This window comes from Pseudomonas sp. TH04, assembly GCF_016651355.1.
Taxonomy (GTDB): Bacteria; Pseudomonadota; Gammaproteobacteria; order Pseudomonadales; family Pseudomonadaceae; genus Aquipseudomonas; species Aquipseudomonas fluorescens.
On the sequence record NZ_JAEKEA010000001.1, the window covers coordinates 3,118,421 to 3,135,561 of the forward strand.

Consider the following 17,141-nt stretch of genomic DNA (forward strand, 5'->3'; position numbering starts at 1 on the left):
ACGCTGATTGGAGGCATCAGTGAAGGCGTCACCCAGATCGCCAGCGCCGCCGAACAACTGTCCGCCGTGACCGAGCAGACCAGCGCCGGGGTCAACAGCCAGAAGATCGAGACCGACCAGGTGGCCACCGCCATGAATGAAATGGCCGCCACTGTGCAAGAAGTGGCACGCAACGCCGAGGAAGCCTCGGAGGCGGCTGTCGCGGCGGATCAGCAAGCGCGCGAGGGTGACAAGGTGGTCGGCGAAGCCATCGCCCAGATCGAGCGCCTGGCCACCGAGGTCGGCAATTCCACCGAGGCCATGGGCCATCTGAAACGCGAAAGCGACAAGATCGGCAGCGTGCTCGACGTGATCAAATCGGTGGCCCAGCAAACCAACTTGCTGGCACTCAACGCCGCCATTGAAGCGGCGCGTGCCGGTGAAGCCGGACGTGGCTTTGCCGTGGTGGCCGATGAGGTACGCAGCCTGGCCCAGCGCACCCAGAAGTCCACCGAAGAGATCGAAGAACTGATCGTCGGCCTGCAAAGCGGCACCCAGCAGGTCGCGGCCATCATGGACAACAGCCGTGGCCTCACCGACAGCAGCGTCGAGCTGACCCGGCGTGCCGGTAACGCACTGGGCAATATCACGCGCACGGTTTCGACCATTCAGGCGATGAACTCGCAGATTGCTACCGCCGCCGAGCAACAAAGTGCCGTGGCCGAAGAGATCAACCGCAGCGTACTGAATGTGCGTGATGTCTCTGAACAGACCTCTTCGGCCAGTGAAGAAACCGCTGCATCCAGTGCGGAACTGGCGCGCCTGGGGATTTATCTGCAAACCCTGGTCGGCCGCTTCAAGGTTTGATCCCGTCGCGACGGCCATCATGGCCGTCGCCCTCACAGCTTGTGAAATTTCCTACGCGCTTTTCAGGTCGTGGATTACACACCTAGCGCCGAATAAAAGGAGCGTTTCAACTTCCCTGGCCGCTGTCAGCCGGACCGTCGAAACGCTCCTTTTGATTCGTTGGAGGTTTACCATGATTCGTCCACTGACCCGCCTGTTAGGCAATCTCGGCATCACCCTCAAACTTGCCCTGGGCTTTGGCCTGGTGCTCTGTCTTAGCCTGGTCATCGCGTCCACGGGCTGGCAAGCGTTGGACGCCTCGCTCGCACGCTCTCAGAAGCTGACCATCCTCTCGCAACTGGCGGTCGTCGGCGAAGAGCTGCGCGCCGATCGTATCGTTTACCGAACCCTCAGCGACCCGGCGAGCCTGGTCAAAATTGGTTTGCATATCGAAAAAATCGACGGCCTGTTGGTGACGCTTTCGCCGCGTTTTTCCGACCCGATCAATCAACAGCAGTTGCAACAAAGCCGCCGCTTTGCGACCGGCTTCAAAACCGCCTTGGGTGGCCTGGAAAATTTGATCAAACAGCGCGAAACCGCGCAGGAACAGCTCAAGCTTGGCGCGGTACAGGCCAGCGACGTGCTGGCGCAGTTGTCCAGTGACCTGCCCAATCAGGACGACGAAAGAGCCCTCGATGCCGTAGAGCAACTGCGGCAAGCCATGGAGCAAGCCGAAGACCGCGCGCGCAACCCCGCCTGGGCTGCGGCTTCGTTGGACAGTTACGCCAAAGGCGTCGATGAATCGATCCAGGCACTCGACCGCGCAGAGGCCACCGTGATGACACTGCCCGTTAACAACGTCGCGCTTAAGAGCGCGTTGCTCGACTATCGCACGCAATTGGCGCGGCTCAAGGACGCCCAGCTCACCACCGAGACCACCCAGAACCAGCTTGAGCAATGGCTGGATCAGTTGCTCACGGAAAGCGACCTGTTGAGCCAGGACCAAACCGCCAAACGTGATAAAGAAGCGGGCATCGCTCGCACCTTGCTGCTCAATGTCACCGCAGCGGCACTGTTAGTGGGCGCACTGGCCGCGTGGCTGATCGCCATGCAGATCGTCAAACCGCTGCACCATGCGCTGTTGGCTGCCAATCGAGTCGCCGAGGGCGATCTGAGCCAGGACATCACCACCACTCGCCGCGATGAATTGGGGCAGCTGCAACGCAGCATCGGGCAAATGACGCTCAACCTGCGCGGCTTGATCGGGGGCATCGGCGACAGTGCGCGACAGATCGCCAGCGCTGCCGAGCAGTTGTCCAGCGTGACCGAACATTCGCGCGCTGGCGTCGAGGAGCAGAAACAGGAAACCGAACAAGTGGCCACGGCCATGAGTGAAATGCTCGCCACCTCCCAGGAAGTTGCACGCCACGCCGAGCAAGCCTCGAACGCTGCCACTGAAGCCGATCAACAGGCAAGCGCGGGCGACCAGGTGGTGGCCGAGGCGATTACTCATATCGAACACCTGGCCCAAGAGATGGCTCACTCAAGCCAGGCCATGCAAGGGCTGCGGCAGGAAAGCCAGAAGATCGGCAGTGTGCTGGAGGTGATCAAGTCGGTCTCGGAGCAAACCAACCTGCTGGCCCTCAACGCTGCCATCGAAGCCGCTCGCGCCGGTGAAGCCGGCAGATGTTTTGCGGTCGTTGCCGATGAGGTACGCAGCCTGGCGCAACGCACCCAGCAGTCGGCGGAGGAAATTGAAGAACTGATCGGCAGCCTGCAACGCGGTACACAGCAGGTCGCCGACATCATGGACAACAGTCTCAGCCTCACCGATAACAGTGTGCAACTGACCCGCCGCGCGGGGGACGCCCTGGCCAATATCACTCGCACGGTCTCGGTGATCCAGGAGATGAACCCTCAGATTGCCGCCGCTGCCGAGGAGCAAACCGCAGTGGCCGAAGAGATCAATCGCAGCGTGCTGAAGGTCAAGGATGTGTCGGAACAGACCTCGACCGCCAGTCAGGAGACCGCAGCGGCCAGTGTCGAACTGGCGCGCCTGGGCTCGGACTTGCAGGGTTGGGTGGGCAAGTTCAGGGTGTGAAACCGTTACAGCACCTGGCGCAGAAAGGCCTGGGCCCGCGGGTCTTTCGGCGCCTCGAAGAACTGCGCCGGTGAGGCGTCTTCCAGCAACTTGCCATGGTCGAAGAACAACACCCGGTCCGCCACTTCGCGGGCAAAGCCCATCTCGTGGGTGACGCAGACCATGGTCATGCCTTCCAGAGCCAGGGTCTTCATCACGTCCAGCACTTCGCCGACCATTTCCGGGTCCAGCGCCGAGGTGGGCTCATCAAACAGCATCACCTTGGGTTCCATGGCCAACGCACGGGCGATCGCCACCCGCTGTTGCTGACCACCGGACAAACGCGAGGGGAATTCGTTGGCCTTTTGCGCAATGCCGACTTTTTCCAGCAGTGCCAGCGCCTTGGCTTCGCGCTCTTTTTTGCCGCGCTTGCGCACGACTTTTTGCGCCAGGCAGAGGTTTTCCAGCACGGTCATGTGGGGGAACAGGTTGAAGTGCTGGAACACCATGCCGACTTCGCGGCGATAGGCGTTCACATCCGTTTTCGGGTCGGCCAGTTGCAGGCCGTCGATGCTCACCGAGCCTGCGTCAAACGCCTCCAACCCGTTAAGGCAGCGCAGAAAGGTGGATTTTCCCGACCCCGAAGGGCCGATCACCACCAGCACTTCGCCCTTGGCGACTTGGGTGGTGACGTGGTCCACCGCGCGCACCACGTGGCCACGGGTGTCGAAGACTTTTACCAGATCGCGGACTTCAATCACTTTGCGCGAGCCTCCGCTCAAGCCGGCTGGCCATTTTCGACAGCGGCAGGTTGATCAACAGGTACAGTCCTGCCACACAGAACAGGATTTCAAACGGCGAGAACGAGGTGGTGATGACTTCACGGCCGCTTTTGAGCAGCTCGGTAATCGCGATCACCGACACCAGCGACGTGTCCTTCACCAGGCTGATAAATTGCCCGGCCAGCGGCGGCAACACGCGCTTGAACGCTTGCGGCAACACCACGTGACGCATCGACTGGCTGGCACTCAAACCCAGGGACCGTGCGGCTTCATTCTGGCCACGGGTGATGGACTGCACGCCGGCGCGGACGATTTCCGCCACATACGCGCCGGTGAACAGCGACAACGCGGCGATCCCGGCGAATTCCCGGGACAGGTTAAGCACCGTTCCGATGAAGAAATAGAAAATAAAAATCTGCACCAATAGCGGCGTACCGCGCACCAGTTCGACGTAGATCGTCGACAGATCGCGCAGGGTCGGGTTGCTGGACAGACGGCACAACCCGGTCGCCAGGCCAATCACCAGCCCCAGAATTCCGGAGATGACCGACAGCCACAAGGTGGTCCACAAGCCCCACATCAGCGGGCCCAGCGCCCAATGCCGGGTTACGCCGATCACATCGCCTTCAGCCACGTCGTCACCGCGCGCCACTTGCAGGCTATTGTCGGCAACCGTCAGCGTTTGTTCGGCACCGGCGTCATTGCGCAGCGTCACGTGGGCTACGTCGCCGTTGCGCACCAGTTCAATGACGGTGGAGATGTCGGCGGCACGTTGCGAGGTTTCCGCCTGATAGGCGAAGTACTGCGGCACACGGTTCCAGCGCCACTCGTAGGACATCAGCGAGGTGGCGTAGTACAACGCGCCAGCCAGGCCAACCAGCACGGCCACAGTCAGCAGGTGCCAGGGCCATTGGGCTTTTTTCTGTTTCATTTCAGCTTCCGGGATTGATGTCGCCTGTCAGGCCGCTTTCGCGAGCAAGCCCGCTCCCACACTTGACCGAGTTCCAACATGAGAATGCGGTCAAGTGTGGGAGCGGGCTTGCTCGCGAAAGGCGCGACTCGGTATTCAGCCTGGCTTATTCCATGTCCTTGAGCCACTCGGCACTCTTGAACCACTTGTCATGGAGGCGATCGTAGGTGCCGTCGTTACGGATCTGATGCAGGAAATTGTTGATGTAGTTGAGGCTGTCGTAATCGCCTTTTTTCAGGCCGAACGCCAACGGCTCAAAGGTGAAGGGCTCGTCCAGGAACACCAGCTTGCCGTTGCCGACTTTTTTCTCGGCAACCACGTTGTACGGAGCGTCATACACAAAGGCATCGGCCTTGCCGTTGACCACGTCCAGCACGCCTTCCTGCTCATTGTCATAGCCGTGGTACTTGGCTTTGGAGATCATCTTTTTGGCGATCATCTCACCGGTGGTGCCGAGCTTGGAGGTCAGGCGATATTTCTCGTCGTTCAGGTCTTTGTAGGACTTGATGGTGCCTTCCAGGTCTTTGCGAATCAGCAACGTCTGGCCGACCACGATGAAGGGTTCGCTGAAGTTCAGGCGCAGGTTGCGCTCCTGGGTCAGGGTCATGCCGCTGCCGATCATGTCGAACTTGCCGGTCAGGAACGCGGGGATGATGCCGTCATAACCGGTGGAGACCAGCTCCAGTTTGACGCCCATGGACTTGGCCATGGCCTTGAGGATGTCGACTTCGAAACCGATGATTTCACCGCGCTTGTCGGTCATTTCGAACGGCATGTAGGTCGGGTCCATGCCGACTTTCAGCGTGCCGCGCTTGACCGCATCGTCGATGGCGCCAGCATGCGCTGCAGTGACGGCGACCAGCGCGGTGACGCCGAGCATCAGCCTCGAAAGATACTTTTTCATCATCACGTCCCCTGAACCATTGCTTGTAAGGTCGGCGCGCAAAAGGGCTGCACCATTTCGGGGTGCGATCCTAACCCACTCGCTGCCCGTCACAAAGGTTTCACAGGTAAATGTTATCGGCGTATGTCGGAAAAGCCCTACAACGGTGCAGAGAAGCACGGGCGTAGACACGTGCGCAGGCAACTGATTGATGTGTAAACAGTTATGACGATCAGTCCATCTCCCCCACCCAGGTGGTGTCCTTGAACCACTTGTCATGCAACTGATCGTAGGTGCCGTCCTGCGCTATTTGATTGAGGAAATGGTTGATCCAGTTCAGGCTGTCGTAATCACCTTTTTTCAGGCCGAACGCCAGGGGCTCAAAGGTAAACGGCTGCTCAAGTGCAAAGAGTGTGTGGTTTTCCGGCCTGGCCATCGCAATCAGGTTGTAGGGCGCGTCATGAATGAAAGCATCGGCCCTGCCCTCCACCACCTCCCGCACGCCTTCTTCCGGCGTGGCGAAACTGCGCAGGCGAGCGGCGCCCAGAAAACGTTGCGCCGCGGCTTCCCCCGTAGTGCCTTCAATGGCGGCGATCCGGTAACCCGCTTCGTCCAGGTCTTCTATGCTGGAAACCTTGCCCGCAAGGCTCGGATGCAGCAGTACGGTCTGGCCCACCACGATAAAGGAGTCGCTGAAATTGAGTTTAAGGTTGCGCTCCTGCGTCACCGTCATGCCGCTGCCAATCAGGTCAAACTTTTTCGCCATCAGGCCCGGCAGCAACTCGGTATAGGGCACCGCCACCAACTCCAGCTCGACCCCTAAGGCTTGGCTCATCGCCTGGAGCAAATCGACTTCAAAGCCGACGATACGCCCCTGTTTATCCGTCATTTCAAAGGGCACGTAGGTGGGCGTGGTGCCGACTTTAAGCACGCCACGCCGAACGGCATCCTCCAGGGCGCCAGCATTCACCCAGCCGACACACGCCAATGCGGCAACGCCGATCAGCCATGCCGAATAATACCTGTTGATCATGAATCCCCCCGCGGCCTCGTCAATATGGGGGGCGATCCTACCCCAGCAAAAGGCACGGCAATACGTCTCGAACAAAGGTCTTTTGTTTCGAAATAACAAGGGGTTAGAGCTAAGAGGAAGAAGCGTGAAACGCTGTAGGACCAGCGCTTCGAACGCCCCCGAGGTGAACCCTCGGGGGCGTCTGAATCAGGCCAGTTGGGCCTGGGACGACAGCGGTTGCAGCGGCAGCAATGGCGCGTGCGGATCAGCCTTGATCGATTCACGCCAGGCGCCGAGCCACTCGGCGTGGCCTTCGTTCCACACCTGCTGGTGCAGACGAGCCAGGGCCACCGGGTCACTGAGCAACGCCAGGCGCTCGCCATTGTTGAGGCCGGCAGGGCCGACTTTCAACGCGTGGCGAACACGTTCCTGACGCAGGTGCTCGATCGGCTCCGCCTCACGGTGACGCGAGGTCGCCAGGGCGCAGGCCAGGGCGTTTTGCTGCGGGTCGACCACCGAACGCACAAACCCGTCATTGAGGGCGTGCCAACGGTTTTCGTGGGTGTACTTCTCGGTCGACAGCAGGGCTTGCGGCGGATTGTATTCCTCGGGGATCAGGAACAGGCTCTCGTCGCGGGACTTGAGGCCCAGCTTGACCCGGCTGGAGATCACCGACACCGGAATCGACAGCATCAGCGAACCCACGATCGGGATCAGCCACCACAGGAAGCTTGGGTTCAACCACACCACCAGCAGCGCCCACAGGAAGCCAAGCAGGGTTTGTGGACCGTGGCGCTTGACCGCCTCGCTCCATGGCGTGGAGTCGTCGTCACGCTGCGGCGAGTTCCAGGTCGCAGCCCAGCCGAGGAACGCAGCGAGCACGAAACGGGTGTGGAAGATCATCCGCACCGGGGCCAGCAGCATGGAGAACAACATCTCCAGCAGCATCGACAAGGTCACCTTGAACTTGCCGCCGAACTCTTTCGCGCCCTTGGCCCAGATCAGGATGATGCTCAGCAATTTAGGCAGGAACAGCAACACAATGGTGGTGGAGAACAGCGCCACCGCCTTGTCCGGATGCCATTGCGGCCACAGCGGGTACAACTGGCGTGGCGCCATGAAGTACTGGGGTTCCATCAGGGTGTTCACCGCCAGCAACGCTGTCGACAGCACCAGGAAGAAGAACCACAACGGTGCCGACAGGTACGACATCACGCCGGTCAGGAACACCGCACGGTGTACCGGGTGCATGCCTTTTACCAGGAACAGGCGGAAGTTCATCAGGTTACCGTGGCACCAGCGACGGTCACGCTTGAGTTCGTCCAGCAGGTTCGGCGGCAGCTCTTCATAGCTGCCCGGCAGGTCGTAGGCAATCCACACGCCCCAGCCGGCACGGCGCATCAGCGCTGCTTCAACGAAGTCGTGGGACAGAATCGCACCGGCAAACGCCCCTTTACCCGGCAACGGCGCGAGGGCGCAGTGCTCGATAAATGGCTTCATGCGGATGATGGCGTTGTGGCCCCAGTAGTGCGATTCACCCAACTGCCAGAAGTGCAGGCCAGCCGTAAACAGCGGGCCATAGACGCGGGTAGCGAACTGCTGCATGCGCGCATACAGGGTGTCCATGCCCGACGCCCGTGGCGCGGTCTGGATAATCCCGGCATCCGGCGTGGCTTCCATCAGGCGCACCAGGCTGGTCAGGCATTCGCCGCTCATCACGCTGTCGGCGTCGAGGACCACCATGTACTTGTATTCACCGCCCCAACGACGGCAGAAGTCGTCAAGGTTGCCGCTCTTGCGCTTCACGCGACGGCGACGACGGCGATAGAAGATCTTGCCGAAACCACCGGCTTCGCGGCACACATCAAGCCAGGCTTGTTGTTCGGCGATGCAGATATCGGCTTCGTTACTGTCGCTGAGGACGAAGAAATCAAAGCGATCCAGGTCACCGGTGGCGGCTACCGACTCAAACGTCGCACGCAGACCGGCAAATACCCGGGGCACGTCTTCGTTGCAGATCGGCATCACCAACGCGGTGCGGGCATCTTTCGGAATCGGCTCGTCGCCGGCACTTTTACCGGAGATCCGGTATTTATCGTGACCGGTGAGCAGTTCGAGGAAGCCCATCAGCGCGGTCCAGAAACCGGCCGAAACCCAGCAGAACAAGATCCCGAACATGATCAGGATGCTGGTTTGCAGGGCGTAAGGCAGTACCTGGGTGGCGGTTTGCAGCAGGGTCTGATTGCGAATCTCGTCGAAGTCGACCAGCGACCAGCCCTGGTACGGCATGATGCCTTTCATGTACCAGCCGGCAACGATGGTCTGGCCGAGCATCAGCACCAGCAGGATATAGCGACGGATCGAACCCACGGTACGCCAGCGAGCCGCTGGCAATACACGCTCGTCCTTCGGCGGTGCCGGAGGGTTGGTGCGACCGGTCATCCGGCGCCAGCCGCGCACCAGGATGTTGGTACGCCAAGGCTCGGGCACCACTTTGGTCCGACGGATCGGCGGCGTGGCCTTCAGGCAGACACGGCCACTGGCATCGAGTGCCAGCATTTCTGCATCTTGCAGCTCTTCAGCCGTGTTGAGGGTCAGCCGACGGCCAACCGACGCTTGGGCAGCGTCGGTTGGTGCGTCGAAGGTTGCGGACGACAAACGTTGGTGCAGCTCGCTGAAGGAAGTGCAGCCCGCCAGTTCGGCGCGCTGCTCTGCAGTCATCGGGAGGTGCGCCAGGTACTCGGAGAGCGTCTCGGGCGTGGCTTGAGAATTACTCATCGGCAGGCAACTGATAGCTCCAGGTCTCGGTCAGGACATGTTCTGTCTTGGCCGGATCTGGGTTAGAGAGTGGAGTGGCTGAGGCCGCTTCTGGCTGCTTGGCGTCCTTGTCTTTCGCGTCTTTGGCGTCTTTAGCTTCTTTCGCGTCTTTCTTGGCCTGTTTCTCGTGTTGCTTGGCCAACAGCTTGTCGGCTTTGAGCACCTGGGTCGAGACCTTCTCAGGCTCAGGTTTGACGATGTCCTCAACCAACGCCGCACGCATTTCAGTCGGCTTGCCTGCGTCTTTGATCTTCATGCGCAGGGTCAGGCGCCAGCCTTTGGTGTGCTCGTTGTAGCGCACGCTGTTTTCAACGATTTCGGCGTTGTCGCCAACACTCACCTGGCTGCGAACCGGGGCGTCCGCCGGCAGGTTCTTCAGGGCCGGGCCCTCGAAGTCCACCAGGTAGGCCACGCTGCCGTCAGGCTGACGGATCAGGTTGGATTGCTTCACGTCACCGGTGGAACGCAGGGTCTGCTTGACCCAGGCGCTGTCGGCCGGGTGCAGGGCCTTTTCGTCCATGGTCCAGTGCAGGCGGTAGCTGACGTCCAGCGGCTCGCCGACTTTCGGCAGTTCGGCCGGGCTCCAGAACGCAACGATGTTGTCGTTGGTTTCGTCGGCGGTCGGAATCTCTACCAGGTCGACGGAACCCTTGCCCCAGTCGCCTTCAGGCTCGATCCAGGCGCTTGGGCGCTTGTCGTAGTTGTCGTCCAGGTCTTCGTAGTGGCTGAAGTCGCGGCCACGTTGCAGCAAGCCGAAACCACGCGGGTTCTCGACGCTGAAGTTACTGACCGACAGGTGTTTAGGGTTGTTCAGTGGGCGCCAGATCCACTCGCCATTGCCGGCATGGATCGACAGACCGCTGGAGTCGTGCAGTTCACGACGGTAATTGAGCACTTTCGACGGCTGGTTCGCGCCGAACAGGTACATGCTGGTCAGCGGGGCAATGCCCAGCTTGGTGACCTTGTCGCGCAGGAACATCTGCGACTTGACGTCGACAATGGTGTCGGTGCCAGGGCGCAGGGTCAGGCGATAGGCGCCGGTCGCGCGTGGCGAATCCAGCAGGGCGAAGATCACCAGCTGTTTTTCGCCCGGTTTTGGACGCTCGATCCAGAACTCGGTGAAACGCGGGAACTCTTCGCCGGACGGCAATGCAGTGTCGATCGCCATGCCACGGGCGGACAGGCCATAGGCCTGGCCTTTGCCGACGACGCGGAAGTAGCTGGCGCCGAGCATGGTCATGATTTCGTCTTGCTTGTCGTCTTTGTTGATCGGGTAAAGCACACGGAAACCGGCATAACCCAGTTGTTCGGTGGACTTTGGATCATATTTCACGTCACCGAAATCGAAACGCGTCGGGTCGTACTTGATTTCATGAACACTGTCGGCGGTCACTTCGTTGATTTTCACCGGCGTGTCGAAGTGCATGCCCTGGTGATAGAAGGACAGTTTGAACGGCGTGTTCTGATCGGCCCATTCGGCTTTTTCGTTACGGAAACGAATCTTCTGATAGTCGGCGAATTTCATTTCGCGAAATTCGTTAGGCAGATTGCTGCGCGGAGCTTCGTATTTCTGCCCGGCCAGCTCTTTTGCCTTGGCCGACACATCATCCAGACTGAATGCCCACAGTTGACCCGCGCCGAACAGGCAAAACAGGGCAGAGCCCGTTACCAGTGCGTTTCGTAACCGTTTGGCAGACAATTTTGGTGCATTACAGGGACTAACAATCACGAGCAACCCTCGCCGAAAACAGATCAAAAAACCAACGGCCAGCTATCTATATGCCAGGTTGGCGAGCATTGTTCCGACTCCCCTGGGTCAAAATGATTCCCCAATGGTCGACGGACAAGTCTCTACCTAAGTCAAAAATGGACCAAACAACGCTGATCCCCGTAGCGCGCGATTATCTAGTAGCCCGCGAAACAACGCATCAGGGACAACGAAGTATTTGTAGCGAAACCCTGCGTTTTTAGGCATTAAAGTCGTTTTTAATACATTCATGTCTGTAAGAGGAAGGTCACAGGGCCATCATTGACCAAATGCACCTGCATATCCGCGCCAAAACGCCCTGACGCCACCTTGCCATGCAATTGTTGCGCTTGTAACAACAAGTACTCAAAAAGCGCTGCTCCGAGTGCCGGAGGGGCCGCCGTGGAGAAGCTCGGCCGCAGCCCGCTTTTGGTGTCCGCCGCCAGGGTGAACTGCGACACCAGCAACAAACCACCACCGATATCCTTCAAGGACAGGTTCATCTTGCCCTCGTCGTCACTGAATACCCGGTAGTTAAGCAGCTTGTGCAACAGTTTGTCGGCGCTCTCGGGCGTATCTGAAGGTTCGACGGCTACCAGCACCAACAAACCCTGGTCAATTGCCCCTACGACTTCGCCCGCAACCTCGACGCGGGCGCCACGCACCCGCTGCAACAGGCCCTTCATGCTTCTTCAGGGGGCAGATCAAGCAGGCGTCGTGCCATCTCGCCGGTCGCGCGCACCAACGCATCGGTGATGCCCGGTTCGGACGCGGCATGGCCGGCTTCGCGGATCACTTGCAGCTCACTGTTGGGCCACGCCTGATGCAGCTCCCAGGCATTGTCCAGCGGGCAGATCATATCGTAGCGGCCATGAATGATTACGCCAGGCAGATGGGCGATCTTGTGCATGTCGCGAATCAGCTGGTTGGGCTCCAGGAAGGAGTCGTTGGTGAAGTAGTGGCACTCGATACGCGCAATGGACAGCGCGCGCTGCGGCTCGGAAAAACGCTCGACATGCTGCGGGCTCGGGCACAGGCCCAACATACGACCTTCCCAGCCGGACCAGGCTTTGGCCGCGTGCATCTGGGCGATCTGGTCGTTGCCGGTCAGGCGCTTGTGGTAAGCCGCAACCATGTTGTGGCGCTCATCCGCAGGGATCGGCGCAAGGTAATCCTGCCAGTAATCGGGGAACATGCGGCTCGCGCCGTCCTGGTAGAACCAGTGAATGTCTTGCGGGCGAGCCAGGAAGATGCCGCGCAGGATCAGGCCATGCACACGCTCAGGATGGGTTTGTGCGTAGGCCAGGGAAAGGGTCGACCCCCAGGAGCCGCCGAACAGCACCCATTTTTCGATGCCCAGGTGCTCGCGGATGCGCTCAAGGTCGGCGACCAAGTCCCAGGTGGTGTTGTTTTCCAGGCTTGCGCGAGGGGTGGAGCGCCCGCAACCGCGCTGGTCGAAGGTCACAATGCGGTAAAGGTTCGGATCAAAGTAGCAGCGGCTCTGCGCGTCGCAACCGGAGCCCGGGCCGCCATGAATGAAGACGACGGGCAAGCCCTCGGGGGAGCCACTTTCATCGACGTACAGCGTGTGGGTGTCATCGACTGCCAGATCGTGCCGGGCGTAGGGTTTGATCTGCGGGTACCAAGTCTGCATTGCGCGCTCCGTAGGGTGTCGGGTTCATCCCTGGGGGGACGTCTATTATTTTTTGCCGTCTGGCATCATAAACCCGAATTGTGCAATGAGCATGTCCTTGAGCGCTTAGACCTGTGTCAGCCCTTCGCTCCTCAGGTAATCCAGCAGACAGTCATACAGTTGATCCACCTCCGCCACTTGGCCGCGCGCGCGCAAACAGCCGTGGATCAGGCCCTTGCCCGGATACATCAGCGCGGACACGCCCGCCGCTTGCAGGCGTTCGGCGTAGAGCATGCCGTCATCACGCAGCGGGTCGAACTGGGCCACGGCGATCAATGCCTTGGGCAAACCGCTGAAATCCTCGGCCAGCAGTGGCAGGGCATAGGGCGATGGATGGCCGGCGCCCGGCAGGTAGAGCGCCCGGTAGCCGTCGGTGTCGGCCGTGCTGAGCAGCGGCGCATCCCAGCAGTCACGCCGCGACGGCAAATCAGACGCGCCGCCCAGCCCTGGATAAATCAGCACTTGAGCCAGGGGCAGCGGCTGGCCGTCATCGCGCAGGCCCAGACACAGCGCCGCAGCCAGATTGCCGCCCGCGCTGTCACCGATCACCGCCAGCCGTTGCAGGTGGATGGCGTGCGGCCCCTCGCCCGCCTGGATCGCTTGCCACACCGCGCGGCAATCCTCGTAAGCCGCCGGGAACGGGTGTTCGGGTGCCAGGCGATAATCGATGGCGAGCACCAGCACCTGCAGCGTACTGGCCAACTCGAAACAAATGAAATCATGGGAATCCAGCCCGCCGACCACCCAACCGCCGCCGTGCATATAAAGGAGACAGGGCCAGCCCTCCGTCGGCGCCGGAGCCGTGGGTAAGTAACTGCGCACGCCTACGCCGCCCAGTGCGAAGTCCGAGACTTGCAGCCCTTCAGGCTTCGGTGGCGTGAAGGCCTGGCACATACGGTTGTAGTTGTGGCGTAAGCCTGCCAGCGACGCGTCGTCACGGGTGAAGGCGTCGGTTTTGGCGACGAAGGCGCGCATCGGCGAAGAAATAGGGTATTCGGACATACGTAAATGTCTCTGACAATGGCGATCAACCGGTGGGAGCGGGCTTGCTCGCGAATACGGTGTATCAGCCGCCTGATCAGCTGGTTGACCCACCGTATTCGCGAGCAAGCCCGCTCCCACCTCTGCGCTGTGTTGTTTGATCTACCGTGGCCGGCTTAAGGTTTGAGGCTGGCCTGCACTGCTGCCATGCCATCGCTGCCATCAAACGCCGTAACCCCGGCCAACCAGCGCTGCAAATCCTCAGGGTGGTCACGCAGCCATTGCTTGGCCACATGCTGCGGCGACTGACGCTCCATGATCGGTACCATCAACTGGCTTTCCTGGGCGGCGGTGAAGGTCAGGTTTGCCAGCAGGCGGTTGGCGTTGGGGCAACGTTCGCCAAAGTCCGGCGCGGTGACGGTGGAAACCGTAGCGCGACCTTCGTCCGGGCCGAACACATCTTCACTGCCGGTGAGGTAGGCCATTTTCATATTGATGTTCATCGGGTGTGGGGTCCAGCCGACAAACACCACGAACTCCTTGCGATTCACCGCGCGCTGCACCGCCGCCAGCATGCCTGCCTCACCGGAGGCGACCAGTTTGAAGTCGCCGAGGCCGAAGTGGTTGGTGTCGATCATTCTCTGGATATCGGTATTGGCACCGCTGCCGGGCTCGATACCGTAGATCTTGCCGCCCAGTTTGTCCTTGAAGCGGGCGATGTCGGCGAACGTTTTCAATCCGGCATCGGCCACGTACTGCGGCACGGCCAGGGTGGCTTGGGCATCGGAGAGGCTGGGCGTGTCGAAGACCTTGACCTGCTTGGCGGCCAGGAATGGCGCGATATTGTTGTCCATCGCCGGTTTCCAGTAGCCGAGGAAGATCTCCAGGCGCTTGTCGCGGATGCCGGCAAAGATGATCTGCTGCACCGCACTGGTCTGCTTGCTGTCGTAGCCCAGGCCGTTGAGCAGCACGTCGGCCATGCCCGAGGTGGCGATCACGTCGGTCCAACTGACCACGCCCATGCGCACCGCTTTGCAGGAGGCCGGTTCAGCGGCCATGGCTTGTGCACTCAGGAGTGCGGCGCCGATGAGGGTCAACAGGTAACGGTTGAACGGTCTTTTCATCAAAGAGGTCTCACTCGGCAGCTTTATTGTGGGGAGTGGCGTCTGACGCGCCCTGCCCACAACCTTACCCAGCGGGACCTCTGCTAACACGACCTGTGGCGACCGGCAGTTGCACTGGGGCGACCGTGAGGCCGCCATCGCGGGCAAGTCGAACGCTATTTCAGCAGCACCGAAAATTACCGGTAGTGCTTGTGCCCCCAGTTCAGGAACCCTTCCAACAATTGCTTCAACACCACCCGTGTCGGCTCGGCCAGATCAGGCCGATAACGAAACGGCTCGAACTCTTCCATATAAGCGCTCTGGCACAGCTCCAATTGCACGGCGTGGATATCCTGCGCCGGGTCGCCGTAGTGGCGGGTGATGTGCCCGCCCTTGAAGCGCCCGTTGAGCACGTGGGTGTACTGCGGATGCGTGGCGCAGATGGCTTCCAACTGGCTGGCCAGCTGAGGATCACAAGCGGCGCCGTTGAAAGTGCCGAGGTTGAAGTCCGGCAGCTTGCCGTCGAACAGGTGCGGGATCACCGAGCGGATCGAGTGCGCATCAAACAGCAATGCATAGCCAAACTCAGCCTTGAGCCGCGCCAGTTCTTCTTGCAGGGCGCGGTGGTACGGGCCCCAGATTTTTTGCAGGTAGGTGGCGCGCTCCGCCGGGGAAGGCTCCAGGCCTTCGCGGAACAACGCCACGCCGTCGAACAACGTCGCCGGGTATAGCCCGGTGGTGGCACCGGCGTACAAGGGTTTGTCGTCCGACGGCCGGTTCAGGTCGATGACAAACCGCGAGTACTCGGCCGACAAGGTGCTGGCGCCCAGTTCCTCGGCAAAGTCATACAGCGTGGGAATGTGCCAATCGGTGTCCGGCAGGCTTTGCGCTTCGGGGATCAACCCGGCTTCCACCGCGGGCGTCAGGCGCAGGCCGGCGTGGGGCATGCTGATCAGCAGCGGCACACGGCCTTGTTTGAAGTTCAGAACCTTATCCACAGCAGTACTCCTCGTTCACAAAGGCAGCCTTAAACAGTGACATCGACGCCGTGGCGCACGACGCGTTTATCCAGTTCGCCGCCCAGCCAGTAGGCCAGGTCGGCGGGACGATCAATCTGCCAGGCGACAAAGTCGGCGACCTTGCCCGCCTCCAGCGAACCATGGGTCTGGCCCATGCCCAGCGCGGTGGCCGCGTGTTGCGTGGCGCCCGCCAGGGCTTCTTCCGGGGTCATCCGGAACAGGGTGCAGGCCATGTTCAGCATCAGGCGCACCGACAACGCCGGTGAGGTGCCGGGGTTGAGGTCACTGGCGATGGCGATCTTCACGCCGTGTTTGCGCAGGGCTGCCATCGGCGGCAACTGGGTTTCGCGCAGGAAGTAGAAGGCGCCCGGCAACAGCACCGCGACGGTGCCGGAAGCGGCCATGGCGATGGCATCTTCTTCGGTCATGAACTCCAGATGGTCCGCCGACAACGCCTGGTAACGCGCGGCCAGGCTGGAGCCGTGCAGCGACGACAGTTGTTCGGCGTGCAGCTTCACCGGCAGGCCCAGTTGCTGGGCGACTTTAAACACCCGCTCCACCTGTTCCGGGGAAAACGCCAGGTATTCGCAGAACGCATCCACCGCGTCCACCAGCCCCTCCGCTGCCAGGGCCGGCAGCATCTCAGTGCAGATGTGGTCGATGTAATCATCCGCGCGGTCCTTGTACTCCGGCGGCAACGCATGGGCCGCCAGGCAGGTGGCACGCACGCTGACCGGCAGCGCTTCGCCGAGGCGCCGAATCACCCGCAGCAATTTGCGCTCACTGGCCAGGTCCAGGCCGTAGCCGGATTTGATCTCCACCGTGGTCACGCCGTCGCGCAGCAGACTGCGCAGGCGCTTGTGCGCGCTGGCAAACAATTCATCTTCGCTGGCGTCACGCGTGGCGCGCACGGTGCTGGCAATACCGCCACCCTTGGCGGCGATTTCGGCGTAGCTCACGCCTTCCAGGCGCTGCTCGAATTCGCCGCTGCGATTGCCACCGAACACCGTGTGGGTGTGGCAGTCAATCAGCCCGGGGGTGACCCACGCGCCTTGCAGGTCATGCACCTGGGCGTAATCCGCCGCTGGCGCCTGGCTACGGGGGCCGATCCACTCGATCAGCGAACCCGCGGTGACCATGGCGGCATCCTCGATGATCGAGTATTTGCCCTGGGCCATGGTTGCGACGTGGCAGTGTTGCCAAAGCGTTTTCATCAACGCCTCCCTAAG

Annotated in this window: 14 protein-coding genes; 2 read left to right on the forward strand and 12 right to left on the reverse strand. The window is 60.9% G+C overall.

Annotated elements, in window-relative coordinates; all coding sequences use genetic code 11:
- The first annotated feature begins 132 nt into the window (after window positions 1–132).
- Together JFT85_RS28740 and JFT85_RS14040 are read left to right on the forward strand one after the other, a co-directional pair.
- Entirely contained in the window at window positions 133–846 is a 714-nt protein-coding gene (locus JFT85_RS28740; protein WP_375232767.1) for a methyl-accepting chemotaxis protein, read from the forward strand.
- A gap of 172 nt (window positions 847–1,018) precedes the next feature.
- Complete coding sequence (locus JFT85_RS14040; RefSeq protein WP_201230005.1) at window positions 1,019–2,926, forward strand: methyl-accepting chemotaxis protein; 1,908 nt, start codon at window positions 1,019–1,021, stop codon at window positions 2,924–2,926.
- A gap of 5 nt (window positions 2,927–2,931) precedes the next feature.
- Here JFT85_RS14040 and JFT85_RS14045 read toward each other — a convergent pair whose 3' ends face one another.
- The 12 genes from JFT85_RS14045 to hutI form a co-directional block, all read right to left on the reverse strand.
- Complete coding sequence (locus JFT85_RS14045; protein ID WP_053253929.1) at window positions 2,932–3,666, reverse strand: amino acid ABC transporter ATP-binding protein; 735 nt, start codon at window positions 3,664–3,666, stop codon at window positions 2,932–2,934.
- On the reverse strand, window positions 3,659–4,618 hold the full coding sequence (locus JFT85_RS14050; RefSeq protein ID WP_069550841.1) for an amino acid ABC transporter permease: 960 nt from the start codon (window positions 4,616–4,618) through the stop codon (window positions 3,659–3,661). Before JFT85_RS14050 ends, JFT85_RS14045 begins: the two co-directional genes overlap by 8 nt.
- Window positions 4,619–4,763: 145 nt before the next feature.
- Complete coding sequence (locus tag JFT85_RS14055) at window positions 4,764–5,561, reverse strand: transporter substrate-binding domain-containing protein (RefSeq protein WP_053254192.1); 798 nt, start codon at window positions 5,559–5,561, stop codon at window positions 4,764–4,766.
- Window positions 5,562–5,772: 211 nt separating this feature from the next.
- Window positions 5,773–6,573: a transporter substrate-binding domain-containing protein gene (locus JFT85_RS14060; protein WP_053253927.1), complete on the reverse strand. Its 801-nt coding sequence runs from the start codon at window positions 6,571–6,573 to the stop codon at window positions 5,773–5,775.
- Between the two features lie 186 nt (window positions 6,574–6,759).
- A complete protein-coding gene (gene mdoH, locus JFT85_RS14065) occupies window positions 6,760–9,330 on the reverse strand; it encodes a glucans biosynthesis glucosyltransferase MdoH (protein ID WP_053253926.1) in 2,571 nt (856 codons plus the stop codon).
- A complete protein-coding gene (locus tag JFT85_RS14070; RefSeq protein ID WP_069550951.1) occupies window positions 9,323–11,098 on the reverse strand; it encodes a glucan biosynthesis protein G in 1,776 nt (591 codons plus the stop codon). Before JFT85_RS14070 ends, mdoH begins: the two co-directional genes overlap by 8 nt.
- Window positions 11,099–11,364: 266 nt before the next feature.
- Complete coding sequence (dtd, locus tag JFT85_RS14075) at window positions 11,365–11,802, reverse strand: D-aminoacyl-tRNA deacylase (RefSeq protein WP_069550840.1); 438 nt, start codon at window positions 11,800–11,802, stop codon at window positions 11,365–11,367.
- On the reverse strand, window positions 11,799–12,770 hold the full coding sequence (pip, locus tag JFT85_RS14080; RefSeq protein WP_053253924.1) for a prolyl aminopeptidase: 972 nt from the start codon (window positions 12,768–12,770) through the stop codon (window positions 11,799–11,801). Before pip ends, dtd begins: the two co-directional genes overlap by 4 nt.
- Before the next feature lie 105 nt (window positions 12,771–12,875).
- Window positions 12,876–13,811 (reverse strand): alpha/beta hydrolase, encoded by a 936-nt coding sequence (locus JFT85_RS14085; RefSeq protein ID WP_053253923.1) that lies wholly within the window; start codon window positions 13,809–13,811, stop codon window positions 12,876–12,878.
- 155 nt (window positions 13,812–13,966) lie between these two features.
- On the reverse strand, window positions 13,967–14,914 hold the full coding sequence (locus tag JFT85_RS14090; protein WP_069550838.1) for a choline ABC transporter substrate-binding protein: 948 nt from the start codon (window positions 14,912–14,914) through the stop codon (window positions 13,967–13,969).
- Window positions 14,915–15,090: 176 nt separating this feature from the next.
- Window positions 15,091–15,891, reverse strand: a complete 801-nt coding sequence (hutG, locus tag JFT85_RS14095) for an N-formylglutamate deformylase (RefSeq protein ID WP_053253921.1) — start codon at window positions 15,889–15,891, stop codon at window positions 15,091–15,093.
- 29 nt (window positions 15,892–15,920) lie between these two features.
- Entirely contained in the window at window positions 15,921–17,126 is a 1,206-nt protein-coding gene (gene hutI / locus JFT85_RS14100) for an imidazolonepropionase (protein ID WP_201230007.1), read from the reverse strand.
- Window positions 17,127–17,141: the final 15 nt, after the last annotated feature.

Bases quoted from the DNA above. Each gene is read 5' to 3' on its own strand.
- JFT85_RS14040 (WP_201230005.1), top strand. From the start codon at position 1,019: ATGATTCGTCCACTGACCCGCCTGTTAGGCAATCTCGGCATCACCCTC.
- JFT85_RS14085 (WP_053253923.1), bottom strand. From the start codon at position 13,811: ATGTCCGAATACCCTATTTCTTCGCCGATGCGCGCCTTCGTCGCCAAA.
- JFT85_RS14055 (WP_053254192.1), bottom strand. From the start codon at position 5,561: ATGAAAAAGTATCTTTCGAGGCTGATGCTCGGCGTCACCGCGCTGGTC.
- mdoH (WP_053253926.1), bottom strand. From the start codon at position 9,330: ATGAGTAATTCTCAAGCCACGCCCGAGACGCTCTCCGAGTACCTGGCG.
- JFT85_RS14050 (WP_069550841.1), bottom strand. From the start codon at position 4,618: ATGAAACAGAAAAAAGCCCAATGGCCCTGGCACCTGCTGACTGTGGCC.
- JFT85_RS14060 (WP_053253927.1), bottom strand. From the start codon at position 6,573: ATGATCAACAGGTATTATTCGGCATGGCTGATCGGCGTTGCCGCATTG.
- JFT85_RS28740 (WP_375232767.1), top strand. From the start codon at position 133: ATGAATGAAATGGCCGCCACTGTGCAAGAAGTGGCACGCAACGCCGAG.
- JFT85_RS14090 (WP_069550838.1), bottom strand. From the start codon at position 14,914: ATGAAAAGACCGTTCAACCGTTACCTGTTGACCCTCATCGGCGCCGCA.
- hutI (WP_201230007.1), bottom strand. From the start codon at position 17,126: ATGAAAACGCTTTGGCAACACTGCCACGTCGCAACCATGGCCCAGGGC.
- dtd (WP_069550840.1), bottom strand. From the start codon at position 11,802: ATGAAGGGCCTGTTGCAGCGGGTGCGTGGCGCCCGCGTCGAGGTTGCG.
- pip (WP_053253924.1), bottom strand. From the start codon at position 12,770: ATGCAGACTTGGTACCCGCAGATCAAACCCTACGCCCGGCACGATCTG.